This is a genomic window from Novacetimonas hansenii JCM 7643 (genome assembly GCF_000964405.1).
In the GTDB taxonomy this organism is placed as follows: domain Bacteria; phylum Pseudomonadota; class Alphaproteobacteria; order Acetobacterales; family Acetobacteraceae; genus Novacetimonas; species Novacetimonas hansenii.
In genome coordinates this window covers 17,147-33,035 of the sequence record NZ_BANE01000061.1, presented here as the reverse complement: position 1 = coordinate 33,035, position 15,889 = coordinate 17,147, and the positions used below count along the sequence as shown (strand labels likewise).

Sequence of the window (15,889 nt, the reverse complement as noted above, 5' to 3'; positions counted from 1 at the left end):
GTTCCGGGCAACGCCGGCTTCCGACCGCGAAGAGGCTCTGGCCATGCTGCGCGATGGAAAGGCGACGGTTGCATGGCGGGTGGAACCTGCGGACCTGCTGACACCGGTTGCAGCCTTCTTGCATCTCTCACCACTGGCCAGTCGCCATGGTGGGGGCAGGGGCGGCCGCAATGCTTTCCTGTTCGAAAGCGTCGAAGGCGGCGTCTCGCGCGGACGGTATTCGGTGATCGGACTTCTGCCCGACCTGATCTGGCGCTGTCATGATGGTCAGGCCAGCCTGTGCATGGACCCGGCTGCCGCCCGACACGAATTCCACGCTGACGACCGCCCCCCGCTGGAGTCCCTGCGTGACGTGCTGCACGCCAGCCGGATCGGGCTTGCCGATCATCTTCCCCCGATGACCGGCGGGGTGTTTGGCTATCTTGGCTATGACATGATCCGACAGATGGAATACCTGCCGGATATTCCACCTGATGACCTTGACCTGCCCGAAGGCCTTATGATCCGCCCCGGCCTGTTCGCCATTTTCGATACGGTGCGCGACGAACTGCTGCTTGCGGTGCCGCTACGCCCCGATCTGGACACCCCCGCGGACGAGATATGGGACAAGGGACAGGCGCTGTTGCATCAGGCGCGTACGGCTCTGGCCACCCCATTACCGACGCCACCCCAGGAAACGGGGGCGATTACGCCGCCCATCCCCACATCCCCCTTCACGCGGGAGGAATTCTGCACGGTGGTGCGTCGTATCCAGGATTATATCGCCGCAGGTGATGCATTCCAGGTCGTACCCAGCCAACGTTTCGAGGCGGACTTCACCCTGCCGCCGTTCGCACTCTACCGCGCGCTTCGTCGGATCAATCCCGCGCCATTCCTGTTCTTTCTCGACCTTGACGGGTTCAGCCTTGTCGGCTCTTCGCCAGAGATCCTGGTACGCCTGCGCGATAACACGATGACGGTGCGTCCCCTCGCCGGCACACGCCCACGCGGCCGCACGGCCGCCGAAGACATGGCGCTGGAGCAGGATCTGCTTGCCGACCCCAAGGAACGGGCTGAACATCTCATGCTTATCGACCTTGGCCGCAATGATGTGGGCAAGGCCTGCGCGCTGGGCTCGGTCAAGGTCACGGAACAGTTCGTCATCGAACGCTTCAGTCACGTCATGCATATCTCCTCCAATGTAGAAGGGACGATCCGTCCGGGGCTGGAGGCACTTGACGCGCTGATGGCGGGATTCCCGGCGGGGACGCTGACTGGCGCACCAAAGATCCGGGCCATGGAAATCATCGACGAGGTCGAACCCACACGACGGGCGACCTATGCCGGGTGCATCGGTTATTTCGGCCCAGAGGGACAGATGGATACCTGCATCGGATTGCGCATGGCGGTCGTCAAGGACGCAAAGATGTATGTACAGGCTGGCTGCGGTGTCGTCGCCGACAGTATTCCCGAGGCCGAGTACGAGGAAACCCGCCAGAAGGCCCGCGCCCTGTTCCGCGCCGCGGAAGAGGCCGTCCGTTTCGCCAGCCGCGAACAGCCTGAAAAAGCAGGTGAGTAAATGCTGTACGGAAATGCACACATTTATTTTATCGCTCGCCCCAACAGGGATTTGACCCTGCCACGCGGGGGGGTCATGATATCGCCATGATCCTTCTGATCGACAATTATGACAGCTTTACCTTCAACCTTGTCCACTATCTGGGGGACCTGGGGGAACGCTGTGACGTACGCCGCAACGATGCGCTGAGCGTGGAAGACGCGATGCGTCTGAAGCCTGAGGCGATCGTATTTTCCCCCGGTCCCCGATCCCCGAACGAGGCGGGGATCTGCTGTGATCTGATCGCGCGCGCGGCGGGGGAAATCCCGATGTTCGGCGTGTGTCTGGGCCATCAGTCGATCGGTCAGGTTTTTGGTGGCCAGGTCGTGCGTGCCCCCATTCCGATGCATGGCAAGGTTTCGCCCGTAATCCATAACGGGACGGATATCTTTACCGGCCTGCCGGACCCATTCCGCGCCACACGTTATCACAGCCTGACGGTTGACCCCGATACACTGCCGGATACGCTGGTGCCCACGGCATGGACGTCAGATGGTGTGATCATGGGGCTGCGGCACCGCGAACTGCCGATCTTCGGGGTGCAGTTCCATCCCGAAAGCATCGCCTCAGAACACGGCCATGATATCCTGGCCAACTTCCTTGCCATCGCGCGCACAGGGACTGCACCGTCCAAATCCAGGGCTGCCTGAACCGTCATGGCGAAGTCATCCGGCCAGTCCATGCCCGTCCCCATGGTTGGCGATTTCCGCTCCGCGATGCAGGCGCTGCTGCTTGGCCGCGACCTCCCGCTTCAGGTCGCCGAAGAGGTGTTCGGCCTGGTCATGGACGGGCATGTCTCCGACATCCGCCTTGCCGCGCTCCTTACCGCACTCCATGCAAAAGGGGAGAGCGCGGACGAACTGCGCGGTGCCGTCAGTGCGATACGTGCGCGCATGGTGGGCGTCGACGGCCTGCCATCGGGGGCCATGGACGTCTGTGGCACAGGGGGCGACGGGCTTGGCACGTTCAATGTCTCCACCGCAGTGGCCTTCGTTCTTGCAGCCCTCGGCGTGCCGGTGGTCAAGCATGGCAACCGGGCATTATCCTCGCGTTCCGGGGCGACAGACGTGCTGTGCGAACTTGGCGTTGGCCTGCCGGACGGGCATGATGATATCCGCGCACTGGTGCATGCCTGCCGTGTGGCGTTCCTTGCTGCCCCCAACCATCATCCCGCCTTGCGGCATGTGGGGCAGGTCAGGCGGGAACTCGGCTTTCGGACCATTTTCAATCTTGTCGGCCCCTTATGCAATCCGGGACATGTCCGTCGGCAACTGGTGGGCGTGTTCGATCCGCGCTGGCGGCGTCCAATTGTCCAGACCCTGCGTGACGAAGGATCGCTTTGTGTCTGGAGCGTCAGCGGCGCATGCGGTGACGGCCGCTGGGTGGATGAACTGACCCTTGCCGGGGAAAACCGGGTCTGCGCGCTTGATGACGGGATCATCCGTGAACTGTCCATCACGGCCACGGATGCGGGATTGCCCCCCACGCCGATCGAGGCGATCGCGGGCGGTACTCCAGACCATAATGCCCGCGCGCTGGAGGCCCTGTTGCATGGTGGGCGTGGCGCATACCGCGACACGGTCCTGCTGAACGCGGCCGTGGCGCTGCATGTGTCGGGGCATGGGAATATCATTCAGGGCGACGGACTTGCTATTGTCGCCCTGCGTAAGAACGTTGCCTTGGCCGCCAGCGTTCTTGACAATGGCGCGGCGCATGCCGTGCTTCAATCCGTTCGTGAATACCGGGCGGACAGGCCAGAATAGAGTAACACAGGGTAAAAAATGAACGACACGCCAATGATGCCGCAACAGACCGATTCTGTCCCGGACCTGGATGCCGATGATTTGCCCGATGTGCTCGACCGGATCTGCGCCCGCACCCGGGTGGATGTCGCGCAACGTGCAACCGTCATGCCGCTCAAGGAAATCACCGCGCGCGCGCGCGAGGTGGCAACCCCGCCGCGCGGCTTCGGACAGGCGCTGAAGCAGCGTACTGCCGACCACCAGATCGGGCTTATCGCGGAAATCAAGAAGGCGTCCCCCTCTGCCGGCATCCTGCGCGCCGATTACCAGCCCACCTTGATTGCACAGGAATATGAACAGGCAGGGGCGGCATGCATTTCCGTGCTTACGGAAGGATCGTGCTTTCACGGAAGCGCCGAAGACCTGACCCGCGTGCGCGAGGCGTGCAAGCTGCCGATCCTGCGCAAGGACTTCATCCTTGATCCGTGGCAGGTACATGAAAGCCGCCTGATCGGTGCGGACTGCATCTTGCTGATCATGGCGATCCTGACGGATGCAGAGGCTGCGGAACTCCTCGACATCGCACGCGGACTGGACATGGACGTACTGGTCGAAGTGCATGACGAGCAGGAACTAAACCGGGCGCTGGCGCTTGATACATCGCTTATCGGCATCAACAACCGCAACCTAAAGACCCTGAAGACCGACCTTGGCACGACACTGGAACTTGCACCGATGGTCCCGCCGGACCGGATCATCGTCTCTGAAAGCGGCATCCGCACGCACGAGGACATCGTGAAGCTGAATGCCGTGGGGGCCAGTGGATTTCTGGTCGGTGAAAGCCTGCTGCGCATGGATGATCCGGCGAATGCGGTCCGCATGCTGCTGGGCACCGCACCGGCATGACGGAAACGACACTGTCGCATCTTGATGCTGCGGGCAACGCCGTCATGGTGGATGTCTCTGGCAAGGCGCAAACCCGGCGTGAAGCGGTGGCAAAGGGCCGTATTACCATGCGCGGCACAACGCGGGACATGATCCTGTCAGGCACCGCGCCAAAGGGGGACGTACTGGCCACGGCACGGATCGCGGGCATCATGGCGGCGAAGAAAACTGCCGACCTGATCCCGCTATGTCATCCGCTGGCATTATCATCGGTCAAGGTCGACCTTATCCCCACGACGGATACACCAGGTATTGAGATTACCGCACGCGTCAGCACCACCGGCCCAACCGGTGTGGAAATGGAGGCCCTGACGGCTGTCTGCGTGGCGGGCCTTACGCTGTATGACATGTGCAAGGCGGTCGATCGCGACATGGAGATCGGTCAAATTTGCCTGCACCATAAATCCGGCGGCGCATCAGGGCTTTATGAAAGGACGGCACCGCCATCCAGATAAACCGGACGCGACCCCTGGTTGCTGCGTGATTATCTGGCCTGGCCCGGTCTGTACGTCATGTAAGAAGGCAAGGACACTCAATGAGTGAAAAACAAGTTTCCGATGTCGTAGTCGGCCGTAACAGTCAGGCCATGACCCAGGCTGAACTGCAGGAAGCCTATTACCAGATGGTCCTGATCCGCCGTTTTGAGGAACGTGCGGGACAGTTGTACGGGATGGGCCTGATCGGCGGGTTCTGCCATCTCTATATCGGGCAGGAAGCCGTGGTGGTCGGTATCCACATGGAGCTCAAGGACGGGGACAAAATCATCACGTCCTATCGCGACCATGGGCAGATGCTTGCCGCGGGCATGACGCCACGCGGGGTCATGGCGGAACTGACCGGACGTGAAGGCGGATATTCCCACGGCAAGGGAGGATCAATGCACATGTTCTCCCGCGAGAAGAACTTTTACGGCGGGCACGGCATCGTCGGTGCGCAGGTCTCCCTTGGTATCGGGCTTGCCTTTGCCAACAAATATCGTGGTACGGACGAAGTTTCCGTCACCTATTATGGCGAAGGCGCATCCAATCAGGGCCAGGTCTACGAAAGTTTTAACCTCGCCGCCCTGCACAAGCTGCCGTGCGTCTTTGTCCTTGAAAACAACCATTACGGAATGGGCACCAGTGTGGAGCGGGCCTCTGCATCGCGTGAATTGTGGCGCAACGGGGAACCATGGGGCATTCCGGGATTCCATGTCGATGGCATGGATGTGGAAGCCGTGCGCAACGCGGCGCGTGACGCAGTCGCACATTGCCGCGCGGGCAAGGGGCCGGTACTGCTGGAGGTCGATACCTACCGCTATCGCGGTCATTCGATGTCCGATCCCGCCAAGTATCGCCAGCGGTCCGAAGTGGACGAAATGCGCAAGAACCACGACCCGATCGACCGTGTGCGCAAGGAACTCCTGAACATGGGCACGACGGAAGACGCGTTGAAAGCCATTGACGCCAAGGTCAAGGCCATCGTTGTCGATGCCAGTGACTTCGCCCAGACCAGCCCCGAACCCGATCCGTCCGAACTGTGGACCGATGTGCTTGTCGAAAGCTGAACACATGCCCATACAGATATTGATGCCCGCCCTGTCCCCCACGATGACAGAAGGGAAGCTGGCGCGCTGGCTGAAGAACACGGGGGAAGATGTCGCCCCCGGCGACGTGATCGCCGAGATTGAAACCGACAAGGCCACGATGGAAGTCGAGGCGGTGGAAGAGGGAACCATCGGGCAGGTTCTCGTTCCCGAAGGAACGGAAAATATCGCGGTCAATACCCCCATCGCCATCCTTCTTACACCGGGGGAAGACAGTTCCGCCGCCGACGCGGCGCCTGTAAAACCCGTATCCGCAAACCCCGCATCCGCGACGGCGTCTGTACCGATGGCGCCCCCCCGGACGACCAGCGCCCCTGCCATACCACCAGCCCCCCATATGGGCGCCGAAAAGGACTGGGGCGAAACCAGCGAGATCACAGTGCGTGAAGCCCTGCGTGACGCGATGGCCGCAGAATTGCGCCGTGACGGCGACGTTTTCCTGATTGGCGAGGAAGTCGCGCAGTATCAGGGCGCCTATAAGGTATCGCAGGGGCTTTTGGACGAGTTCGGAGAGAAACGTGTCATCGACACCCCGATTACCGAACAGGGCTTTACCGGCATGGCGGTTGGCGCGGCGCTGACGGGGCTGAAACCGATCGTGGAATTCATGACCATGAATTTCGCCATGCAGGCCATTGACCAAATCATCAATTCCGCCGCCAAAACGCGCTATATGTCCGGGGGGCAGATGTCCTGTCCCATCGTCTTTCGTGGGCCCAACGGTGCGGCGGCACGCGTGGGCGCGCAGCATTCACAGTGTTATGCAAGCTGGTACGGTCACATCCCCGGCCTGAAGGTCGTGGCCCCCTGGTCCGCCGCCGACGCGAAGGGGCTTTTGCGTGCGGCAATCCGCGACCCCAATCCCGTTATCTTCCTTGAAAATGAAATCCTCTACGGACAGAAATTCCCATGCCCGGTAGATGAGGATTTCATCCTGCCCATCGGCAAGGCCAAGGTCGAACGTGAAGGCAGCGATGTCACCATCGTGACATTTTCCATCATGGTCGGCGTGGCGCTGGAGGCTGCGACGCAACTGGCGGATCAGGGCATCAGCGCGGAAGTGATCAATCTGCGTACCATCCGTCCCCTTGATACCGAAACGATCGTGAACAGCGTCAAGAAGACCAGCCGACTTGTCTGCGTGGAAGAAGGCTGGCCCTTTGCCGGGATGGGGGCGGAAATCGCCATGCAGGTGATTGAACATGCGTTCGATTACCTCGACGCCCCACCGGTACGCGTCGCAGGTGCCGACGTGCCGATGCCATTCGCCGCCAACCTTGAAAAACTGGCATTGCCCAATGTCGAATGGATACTCAACGCCGTTCGGCAGATCGTCTGAGGGAGCAACGCGATGTCCACGAATATCCTGATGCCGGCGCTGTCTCCCACCATGACGGAAGGCAAGCTGCTGCGCTGGCTGAAAAAGGAAGGGGAGGCCGTTTCCGCCGGTGACGTCGTTGCCGAGATCGAAACGGACAAGGCCACAATGGAGGTCGAGGCGGTGGACGAGGGCATCCTTGGCCGTATCCTCGTGCAGGAAGGGACCGACGCAGTCAGCGTCAATACACCAATTGCCATCCTTGTGACCGAGGGGGAGGCCGTGCCCGATGCGCCCAGCCCCCCTGCCACACCCCCGACACCTGCTCCAGTCACAGCCCCGGCTGCCGCCGCCATCCCTGCCACGACCATGCCCGCCGCCACGGGGCAAGGCACGGGCCAGGAGGCCAGAGGACAGGCCAGGGGGCAGGCCAGGGGCCAGCGTATTTTCGCATCCCCCCTTGCACGGCGTATCGCCAGCCAGAAAGGGATCGACCTGTCCGCACTGAATGGAAGCGGCCCGAACGGGCGCATCGTCCGTCGCGATGTTGAACAGGCCACCATACAGCCCGCAGCGTCCCCTGCCGCACCACCCACGGCCACCGTCCCCGCACCTGTGCAGGACATCGCGGCCATTGCAGGCGATACCCCACACCACACCGTCGCCAATTCGACGATGCGTAAGGTCATTGCCCGCCGCCTGAGCGAAGCGAAATCGACCATTCCGCATTTTTATGTGGAGGTTGATGTCGAACTCGACGCGCTGCTTGCGCTGCGCACGCAACTGAACGCGGCATCCCCTGCGGATGGGCCGGGGGCTTACAAGATCTCGGTCAATGACATGCTCATCAAGGCCGCCGCCGTCACGCTGCGCCGGGTGCCTGACGTGAATGTCTCCTTTGCGGGCGACATGACGGTCCATTACGACACGATCGACATCTCGATGGCGGTCTCCATCCCCGATGGCCTGATTACGCCCATCGTCCGGCAGGCCGACCACAAAAGCCTTGGCCAGATCAGCGCGGAAACCCGTGACCTGATCAAGCGCGCGCGGGCGGGCAAGCTCAAACCCCATGAATTCCAGGGGGGAACATTCTCCATCTCCAACATGGGAATGATGGGGGTCAAGGCATTTTCCGCCATCATCAACCCGCCACAGGCCGCCATCCTTGCCATCGCGGCAGGAGAAGCGCGCCCTGTGGTGAAGGATGGGGGGATCAGCATCGCAACCGTCATGACCGTGACCCTGTCGGTCGATCACCGCGTCGTCGATGGCGCGCTTGCTGCGCAATGGGTTTCGGTCTTCCGTTCCGTAGTGGAAAATCCGCTAAGTCTCTTGGTCTGAGGACGCTGGCATGAGCACTTCCCAATTTGACATCATCATCATCGGTGGTGGTCCCGGCGGATATGTCAGTGCAATCCGCGCGGGGCAACTTGGCCTCAAGGTCGCGGTGGTGGAGGCCGCGCATCTGGGTGGTATCTGCCTCAACTGGGGCTGCATCCCGACCAAGGCGCTGCTACGGGCATCGGAAATCAACCATCTGCTGCATAACCTTGGGGAATTCGGGTTCGCGGCAGACAATGTACGTTTTGACCTTGAAAAGGTGGTCAAACGTTCCCGTGCGGTTTCGGCGCAGTTGTCGGCAGGTGTCGGACACCTGCTGAAAAAGAACAAGGTGACAGTCATCAACGGCTTTGGCCGCCTCGACGGCAGGGAGGGTGATAAGCGCCGTGTGTCAGTAACACCGGCCAAGGGAGGGGAGGCGATCTCCCTTGCCGCCCCGCATGTGATTATCGCCACGGGCGCACGGGCACGTGTTCTGCCAGGGCTGGAGCCGGACCAGAAACTGATCTGGTCCTATCGCGAGGCCATGGTGCCGACAACGTTGCCAAAACGTCTGGTGGTGATCGGGTCCGGGGCGATTGGAATAGAATTCGCGTCGTTCTATCGCAACATGGGGTCCGAAGTGACCATCGTGGAGGTTGCCGGACGTATCTTGCCGGTGGAAGACGAGGAGATAAGCGGTCTGGCCCGCAAGGCGTTCGAAAAGCAGGGAATGCAGATCCTGACGGGCGCGAAGATCGTGTCCGTTTCCAAAGGGGCCGAAACCGTGACCCTGAAGATCGAGGCTGGCGGCAAAACGCACGACATGACCGTCGATCGCGTGATTTCGGCGGTCGGGATTGTCGGCAATGTGGAGAATATCGGGCTGGAAGGCACGGCAATCGAAGTTGACCGCACCCATATCAAGGTCGATCCCTACTGCCGCACGGCGGAAAAGGGGATCTATGCCATCGGGGATATCGCCGGGCCACCGTGGCTGGCGCACAAGGCAAGCCATGAGGGGGTCATGTGCGCGGAAATGATTGCGGGGCGGGACGTCCATCCGATGGACCCGCTCAACATCCCCGGATGCACGTACTGCCGTCCACAGGTCGCTTCCGTCGGGATGACCGAGGCGCGGGCAAAGGATGCTGGCTATAAGATCAGGGTAGGGCGCTTTCCCTTTGTGGGAAATGGCAAGGCCATCGCGATGGGAGAACCCGAGGGACTGGTCAAGACCATTTTTGACGCACAGACCGGCGAACTTCTGGGTGCGCACATGATCGGGGCCGAAGTGACGGAGATGATCCAGGGTTACGTCATTGCCCGGACGTCGGAACTGACGGATGGCGAACTGAAGGAAACGGTCTTCCCGCATCCCACAATTTCCGAAGCCATGCACGAAGCCGTGCTTGCCGCCTATGATGGGGCGCTGCATTTCTGAAGGCTGCAAAGACCGCTTTCATGCGCCATGAACGGGGGAGGTATGTTACACTTTCCGCTTTTCCCGACCTTGTGATTGCCCGCCAGGTTCCGGGACGCAAGAATGCTTGACGCATGGAACGGTGCGTTCCACTTGTGGATATCTGCCTGTTTTTCGGGGTTTTACCGCTATGTCCGTACGTGTCCTGATCGATCATCGCAAGGAGGGTTCCCCCGCAGCGCGGCACCCGGAAAAAGCGCACCGGCCTGACAATCCCATTGCCAGAAAACCGGACTGGATCCGGGTGCGTGCGCCCAATAACCCCGTCTATCACGAAACCCGCAAGTTGATGCGTGACCAGAATCTGGTCACGGTGTGCGAAGAGGCAGCCTGCCCCAATATCGGTGAATGCTGGTCGCAGCGTCATGCAACCATGATGATCATGGGCGAGATCTGTACCCGCGCCTGTGCATTTTGCAATGTCACCACCGGGTTGCCAAACGCGCTGGATGCCGATGAACCGCAACGTGTGGCCGAAGCCGTAGCAAAGCTGGGCCTGCGCCATGTGGTCATTACGTCCGTTGACCGCGATGACCTGCCGGATGGGGGGGCGCAGCATTTCGCCCGTGTCATCACCGCGATCCGGCAGGCGGCCCCCACCACCACCATCGAAATCCTGACCCCGGATTTCCTGCGTAAACCCGGATCGCTGGAGGTTGTGGTCAGGGCGCGGCCTGATGTTTTCAACCACAATCTTGAAACCGTGCCACGTCTGTATCCGTCCATCCGGCCTGGCGCACGTTATTACCAGTCGATGCGGCTGCTTGACGACGTCAAGCGCCTTGATCCGTCGATCTTCACAAAGTCAGGTCTGATGCTTGGGCTGGGGGAAGACAAGCCGGAAATACTTCAGGTCATGGATGACCTGCGTATAGCAGACGTTGATTTCATCACCTTGGGGCAATATCTCCAACCTACGGTCAAGCATGCTGCGGTGGCGCGATTTGTCACGCCGGATGAGTTCGCCGACTATGCCGCCATGGCCCGGGTCAAGGGGTTCCTTCAGGTAAGTTCCTCGCCACTGACACGGTCATCGTATCATGCAGACTCTGATTTTGCGGAATTGCGCGCCGCACGACAAAAGCGTCTGGAAGCCCAGAATGGCGCGATGGAGACGAAGTGATGCCCACCCATGCCGAACGTCGGTTGATCGCCTATTCTCCAGATCAGCTTTTTGATCTGGTGGCCGATGTCGGAAAGTATCCGCAGTTCCTGCCCTGGTGCGTCAATGCCAGCGTCAGGAGCCGCACCGCCACCCTGCTGGTGGCGGACCTGTCGATCGGTTTTGGCCCGTTTCGCGAAACCTTCACCAGCCGCGTTACCCTGGATCAACCACGGACCATCCGCGTTACCTATGAAAAAGGTCCGTTTCGATACCTTAACAACGTCTGGACCTTTACCCCTGATGAACGGGGATGCCTGATCGATTTCTTTGTTGATTTCGAATTCCGTTCCCGCCTGTTGCAGGCGGCAATTGGCGTTGTGTTCAACGAGGCCGTTCGCCTTATGGTTTCGGCCTTTATCCGGCGGGCCCGCGATATTTATGGTCCACCCACGATTATACCGCCCGCCAATCCCTCGACCATGCCCGCCAAGATGGGAAACGCATAAAAGCGGGCATGCCTATTTCCCGGAAAATGGTCTAATGAAATATTCTTCTTTCCTGATTTTCCTGCTGTCTGTAATGGCGGGGGCAGGGACGGCACATGCGTCTCCGGCTGGGGGGCATGCACATCATCACGCATCAACCAGCCAGCACCCCGCCCCCGGCAGCAACGCTGAAACAGCGGACCTCAACGCCATAAGCCTGAAAAAAGCCCGGGCCAGCATGACAACACCAGCAGCAGCCCCGCCGCAGGCCGTAACGAACGGCAAGGTTCAGCCTGTCCAGGCCGCAGGAACGGGAATGACTTCGCCGCCCATCCGCGTACCTGAAACCAGCGATACTGTCGCAATGTATTAAAACAGGATGTTACCAGACAGAAATTTGACTTTTTCTGCACGCGATCAGGTCATGGCACCTGATCGCAACATATATCAGATGTATATGAAATATACACTCGGATAATTACCAAATAATAGAAATAAAGTTATTTTTTATAAATTATACAGAACAAATTTTTATACGATTTATTTCGAATGAATGACATATTTTGGCTTTGTTATTTTTTGAAATTCCATCTCATTCCATAGAAAACATCCTACTTAACCAGTATGTAACGCCTCAAGCACCAGTGTCTGGGCATAAATAACTGCCTGCTGTCGGATTGAATCCCGGTTCCCGGAAAATACGACCGAAACCGTCCGGGTCTGCCGCTGCTTTATCGCAACCGCGAACCAGACCAGACCAACCGGCTTTTCAGCACTTCCCCCACCGGGGCCTGCAATCCCTGTTACAGATATCGCGACATCCGCATCAGGGGCGACCGCCACGGCCCCATCAGCCATGGCTGCGGCAACCTCGCTACTGACTGCGCCACGCAGGTCAAGCAGGATAGAAGGCACGTCCAGCAATCGCATCTTCATGGCGTTGGAATAGGTGACAAACCCACCCGCCACGAATTCGGATGCCCCTGCTGGCTGCGTCAGGGACCCGGCCAACAGGCCGCCGGTGCAGCTTTCAGCCGTGACAATACGACGTCCCTGCCGGGCCAGTTCTTCGAACAGCAGCAGCGCCCCCTGCATCATCGGGGTGGGCAATGACGGTTCCATATCCACTCTCCTGTTTCTACTTACCCCAACGCTGGGATCAGGCAATGGCATGCAGGGCCATGACAATCAGGCCCGCCCCCATACCCGCCACGATATCATCGCCCATGATGCCCACCGCATCATGACGCCTGTCAAACCAGCCAACCGGCCCCGGCTTCGTGATGTCAAACAGCCGGAACAGTGCGAACGCCAGCGCCAGCCACAGGCAATCGGCGCCACGCAGGGCAAAGGGGGAAAGTGGGGCAAGCGGCCACATCGACAGCCACATGCCTGCGACTTCATCAATGACGATCCAACCATGGTCTTCCCCATTGGACACCATGGCCGTGGCCCAATACCCGATGACACAGCATACCATGATGGCCATGCCCATCCACGCCACGTGCTGTAATAGCGGTATCCCCACCAGTAACGCCGCCAGAGACCCAACCGTCCCCGGTGCCCTGGGGAAAAAACCACAGCCACCAAAACAGGCAATCATCCGTGCGAGGAAACGCATTACCGTGCGACCTCCTGTCCTGTTATCGCCCGAGCCTGATAAACCGCCATATTTTCCATCACACGTTCCACATAATTGCGCGTTTCCTCGAACGGGATACTTTCAATCCAGTCGAGTACAACCTCGCCCGATGCATGGTCACGTGCAGGGTCCCCAAGGGAGGCAAGCCATGTATCAACACGATGCGGACCGCTGTTATAGGCGGCAAGCAAGTAGGGTACACTCCCACCAAAGCGCTCCATCAACTGCTGCAGGTAAGCAGCCCCCAGCGTCATGTTGACCTGCGGGTTCGTCAGCGTGGCTGCCGTTATCGTGCCAAATGACTGGTGCGTACGCCGCGCCAGCTCCTCGCCCGTGGCAGGACGCAACTGCATCAGGCCAACTGCATGCGCCCCACTGACGATGGTGGGATCAAAATTGCTTTCCTGCCGCATGACTGCAAGTTCCAGCCCCTGCGGCAGATCATGTTCTGCCGGAACATAGGGGCGCGGCCAGCCATCCTCCACCAATGCCAGCCCGTCACGACCTGCGCGGCGTGCAATCAGCACCGCGACATCAGGCATCGCAAGGCGGGTTGCCAACCGGGCAGCCATCACATGCTCCACCGGGTGGGTCGCTTCTTCATCCAGCTTGATGACGAAATCACGGGCATGATGAAAATCATTCCACGACGCCAGGATCTGGGCCGCACGCGCAAGGTCCGATGTCTCGAAACGCACGGACTCTTCGACCGTGGGTTCGGGCGGATGCAGGCGCACCAGATATTCACGCACGGACTGCCCGGCCTGACTTGGGGCCAACAGTCCATTGACCGCATTATCCTGCAGGCAGGTGATCGACATCTGGCCATAAAAAGTATTGGCAAGCTGTGCGGCCTCATCCCACGCAACACGGGACGCCGCGCGGTTGCCACGTGCGGCCTGCGCGCGCCCACTCCAGTATAATCCGCGGCTACGGGTAATCAGCGAAGTTGCCGTGGTCAGGGGGGCAAACGCCGCCAGCGCCTTTGCAGGCTGGTGCAGCCGTTGCAACATGATCCAGCCGCTCAGGAAACGCGTATCGTAAAAACTGACCTCCGGCAGGGCAGAACGGTCATCGGCAACCAGCAGGGCGTCACGATTACGCCCTTGCGCCAACAGATCACGCGCCAGCGCATCGCGAGCATGCCAGAATATCGCGGCCCCCGCCTTGTCCTGCTGCTGTTCTATGGTGAACCCCGAACGCTTCCATAACGCCAGGGCATCATCAAGGCGCTGCGCATGATCAAGCCAGCGCAACTGCTCCAGCACCAGTATGGCGTCATCGCGCTGGTCAGGTGGCACCAGTGCAAGCAGGCTTTCAGCGCCCATATCGTTATGATGAAAGGCAAGCCGCGCACGCGCAAGCGCCTGCTGCTGCGGATCAAGGAATGACACCTGCGCGTCCGCGGCGCCAAGGCGGCCTGTACGCTCCTGCCGATCGAAACGCCGCCAGTTATCCTGCGCGGTGAAGCTGGAACCAAACTGCTGCTGCATCAGGCGCGCATCGGCGGGTTGGTCATTTCCCGCGATCCATGCCGCACGCGCCCATTGCGTGATCCGCGATGGGGGAAGTGCCGCCCCTGTGGCACATCGGGCAAGGGCCTGTGCGGTGCCAAGTTGCCAACGCGCACACAACCGCGCGAGTACGGCAGGATCGCCTTCCTGTGACAGGGCACGCTCAAAACGCGCAACCATGACACCACGTCTGGGCCATGTGGTGCTTTCGGTCAGGAAATTGGCATATTCATCCGCCGTGCCGCCCGCAGGCGACAGCAGCCGCAGATAAACCGTCAGGCGGGCAGCGACCGGGCTGTCATCGGCATTGCCTGTCCCGGCCTGTCGCTCCGTAGGCCATGCGGGGGCAGGGGGGATGGCAGGACCTTCGGCATGAAGGGAAAGAACCGGGCAGGACATCCATACCCCGGCCGCCACGCAGGCAAGAAAGGCGCTACGCCGCAGCGCACCGTGCGCGCGACGCCGGAAATAACCGATAGCCCGACCGTCACCCGTCACGAAAGATGGGTCCACACTTCACCTCCGCCCTTGAAGATCAGCTCAACCGCCACAACCAGCACCACAAGCAGCCCGATCCATGAAATCCAGCGAAACCGCTCCAGCAGCCGTGCAATCAGCGACGCCGCGATGGCCATCATCAATACCGACACCACCAGCCCGGTTACGAGCACGCCTACATGTTCGCCCGCGGCCCCCGCCACGGCCAGCACGTTATCAAGGCTCATGGACAGGTCAGCCACGATGATGCGGATAATGGCGTTGCGCAATGACGCGGGGGCAGGGGCGCCATCTTCCCCCGCATGGCCGGGACCGCGCATTTCACGATACATCCGCCAGCAGACCCATAGCAGAAGGAGCCCCCCCGCAAGTGTCAGGCCGATGACCGCCAGCAGCCGGACGGCCACCAGTGCAAGGCAGATACGGATCAGTGCCGCACCCAATACCCCCGAAAGGATCGCAACCCTGCGCTGTGGGGCAGGCAGGCCGCGCACCGCCATCCCGACAACGATCGCGTTGTCGCCCGCAAGCGTGAGATCAATGAGGACAACCTGACCAAGCGCGTAAAGCGAGGAGGCGGAAACGGCAAATGACATGAAGCAGGGATATCCTGTTGCACCGCCCATAAGGGACGTGAAAGTAAGTTCGGTCT

16 protein-coding genes are annotated in these 15,889 nt (G+C 60.4%); 12 read left to right on the top strand and 4 right to left on the bottom strand.

From position 1 onward, the window contains the following. Positions 1-43: 43 nt before the first annotated feature. From trpE to B7G66_RS04825, 12 genes are all read left to right on the top strand, one after another. Positions 44-1,558, top strand: a complete 1,515-nt coding sequence (trpE, locus tag B7G66_RS04880; protein WP_080545524.1) for an anthranilate synthase component I — start codon at positions 44-46, stop codon at positions 1,556-1,558. A gap of 86 nt (positions 1,559-1,644) precedes the next feature. After that, positions 1,645-2,247, top strand: a complete 603-nt coding sequence (locus tag B7G66_RS04875; protein ID WP_003620142.1) for an anthranilate synthase component II — start codon at positions 1,645-1,647, stop codon at positions 2,245-2,247. A gap of 6 nt (positions 2,248-2,253) precedes the next feature. Further along, complete coding sequence (trpD, locus tag B7G66_RS04870; RefSeq protein ID WP_003620143.1) at positions 2,254-3,360, top strand: anthranilate phosphoribosyltransferase; 1,107 nt, start codon at positions 2,254-2,256, stop codon at positions 3,358-3,360. A gap of 33 nt (positions 3,361-3,393) precedes the next feature. After that, on the top strand, positions 3,394-4,245 hold the full coding sequence (trpC, locus tag B7G66_RS04865; RefSeq protein WP_003620145.1) for an indole-3-glycerol phosphate synthase TrpC: 852 nt from the start codon (positions 3,394-3,396) through the stop codon (positions 4,243-4,245). Next, positions 4,242-4,739 carry a cyclic pyranopterin monophosphate synthase MoaC gene (gene moaC, locus B7G66_RS04860; RefSeq protein WP_003620146.1) on the top strand — a complete coding sequence of 166 codons (498 nt, stop codon included), beginning with the start codon at positions 4,242-4,244 and terminating at the stop codon, positions 4,737-4,739. Before trpC ends, moaC begins: the two co-directional genes overlap by 4 nt. Positions 4,740-4,870: 131 nt before the next feature. Next, positions 4,871-5,830 (top strand): pyruvate dehydrogenase (acetyl-transferring) E1 component subunit alpha, encoded by a 960-nt coding sequence (gene pdhA, locus B7G66_RS04855; protein WP_174805748.1) that lies wholly within the window; start codon positions 4,871-4,873, stop codon positions 5,828-5,830. Positions 5,831-5,834: 4 nt separating this feature from the next. Next, on the top strand, positions 5,835-7,208 hold the full coding sequence (locus B7G66_RS04850; protein WP_003620150.1) for a pyruvate dehydrogenase complex E1 component subunit beta: 1,374 nt from the start codon (positions 5,835-5,837) through the stop codon (positions 7,206-7,208). 12 nt (positions 7,209-7,220) lie between these two features. Further along, positions 7,221-8,531, top strand: coding sequence for a pyruvate dehydrogenase complex dihydrolipoamide acetyltransferase (locus B7G66_RS04845; RefSeq protein WP_003620152.1), 1,311 nt, complete (start codon positions 7,221-7,223; stop codon positions 8,529-8,531). A 10-nt stretch (positions 8,532-8,541) separates the two neighbouring features. Then, complete coding sequence (lpdA, locus tag B7G66_RS04840) at positions 8,542-9,954, top strand: dihydrolipoyl dehydrogenase (RefSeq protein WP_003620153.1); 1,413 nt, start codon at positions 8,542-8,544, stop codon at positions 9,952-9,954. Between the two features lie 169 nt (positions 9,955-10,123). Next, the gene (gene lipA, locus B7G66_RS04835) at positions 10,124-11,116 is read left to right on the top strand and encodes a lipoyl synthase (protein WP_003620154.1); all 993 of its coding nucleotides are present in this window, start codon (positions 10,124-10,126) and stop codon (positions 11,114-11,116) included. After that, entirely contained in the window at positions 11,116-11,604 is a 489-nt protein-coding gene (locus tag B7G66_RS04830; protein ID WP_003620158.1) for a type II toxin-antitoxin system RatA family toxin, read from the top strand. Before lipA ends, B7G66_RS04830 begins: the two co-directional genes overlap by 1 nt. A 34-nt stretch (positions 11,605-11,638) precedes the next feature. Continuing rightward, entirely contained in the window at positions 11,639-11,956 is a 318-nt protein-coding gene (locus B7G66_RS04825) for a hypothetical protein (protein WP_003620159.1), read from the top strand. A 242-nt stretch (positions 11,957-12,198) separates the two neighbouring features. On the opposite strand, the gene B7G66_RS04820 is transcribed toward B7G66_RS04825, so the two are convergent. From B7G66_RS04820 to B7G66_RS04805, 4 genes are read right to left on the bottom strand one after another with little or no spacing between them, the layout of a single operon-like run. Further along, entirely contained in the window at positions 12,199-12,705 is a 507-nt protein-coding gene (locus B7G66_RS04820; protein ID WP_003620161.1) for a CinA family protein, read from the bottom strand. 37 nt (positions 12,706-12,742) lie between these two features. After that, positions 12,743-13,204, bottom strand: a complete 462-nt coding sequence (locus tag B7G66_RS04815) for a phosphatidylglycerophosphatase A family protein (protein ID WP_003620163.1) — start codon at positions 13,202-13,204, stop codon at positions 12,743-12,745. After that, complete coding sequence (locus tag B7G66_RS04810; RefSeq protein ID WP_003620165.1) at positions 13,204-15,252, bottom strand: lytic transglycosylase domain-containing protein; 2,049 nt, start codon at positions 15,250-15,252, stop codon at positions 13,204-13,206. Before B7G66_RS04810 ends, B7G66_RS04815 begins: the two co-directional genes overlap by 1 nt. After that, positions 15,234-15,833, bottom strand: coding sequence for a YjbE family putative metal transport protein (locus tag B7G66_RS04805; protein WP_003620166.1), 600 nt, complete (start codon positions 15,831-15,833; stop codon positions 15,234-15,236). The genes B7G66_RS04810 and B7G66_RS04805 overlap by 19 nt, the downstream gene beginning before the upstream one ends. Positions 15,834-15,889 lie beyond the last annotated feature (56 nt).

Bases quoted from the DNA above. Each gene is read 5' to 3' on its own strand.
- trpE (WP_080545524.1), top strand. From the start codon at position 44: ATGCTGCGCGATGGAAAGGCGACGGTTGCATGGCGGGTGGAACCTGCG.
- B7G66_RS04875 (WP_003620142.1), top strand. From the start codon at position 1,645: ATGATCCTTCTGATCGACAATTATGACAGCTTTACCTTCAACCTTGTC.
- trpD (WP_003620143.1), top strand. From the start codon at position 2,254: ATGGCGAAGTCATCCGGCCAGTCCATGCCCGTCCCCATGGTTGGCGAT.
- trpC (WP_003620145.1), top strand. From the start codon at position 3,394: ATGATGCCGCAACAGACCGATTCTGTCCCGGACCTGGATGCCGATGAT.
- moaC (WP_003620146.1), top strand. From the start codon at position 4,242: ATGACGGAAACGACACTGTCGCATCTTGATGCTGCGGGCAACGCCGTC.
- pdhA (WP_174805748.1), top strand. From the start codon at position 4,871: ATGACCCAGGCTGAACTGCAGGAAGCCTATTACCAGATGGTCCTGATC.
- B7G66_RS04850 (WP_003620150.1), top strand. From the start codon at position 5,835: ATGCCCATACAGATATTGATGCCCGCCCTGTCCCCCACGATGACAGAA.
- B7G66_RS04845 (WP_003620152.1), top strand. From the start codon at position 7,221: ATGTCCACGAATATCCTGATGCCGGCGCTGTCTCCCACCATGACGGAA.
- lpdA (WP_003620153.1), top strand. From the start codon at position 8,542: ATGAGCACTTCCCAATTTGACATCATCATCATCGGTGGTGGTCCCGGC.
- lipA (WP_003620154.1), top strand. From the start codon at position 10,124: ATGTCCGTACGTGTCCTGATCGATCATCGCAAGGAGGGTTCCCCCGCA.
- B7G66_RS04830 (WP_003620158.1), top strand. From the start codon at position 11,116: ATGCCCACCCATGCCGAACGTCGGTTGATCGCCTATTCTCCAGATCAG.
- B7G66_RS04825 (WP_003620159.1), top strand. From the start codon at position 11,639: ATGAAATATTCTTCTTTCCTGATTTTCCTGCTGTCTGTAATGGCGGGG.
- B7G66_RS04820 (WP_003620161.1), bottom strand. From the start codon at position 12,705: ATGGAACCGTCATTGCCCACCCCGATGATGCAGGGGGCGCTGCTGCTG.
- B7G66_RS04815 (WP_003620163.1), bottom strand. From the start codon at position 13,204: ATGCGTTTCCTCGCACGGATGATTGCCTGTTTTGGTGGCTGTGGTTTT.
- B7G66_RS04805 (WP_003620166.1), bottom strand. From the start codon at position 15,833: ATGTCATTTGCCGTTTCCGCCTCCTCGCTTTACGCGCTTGGTCAGGTT.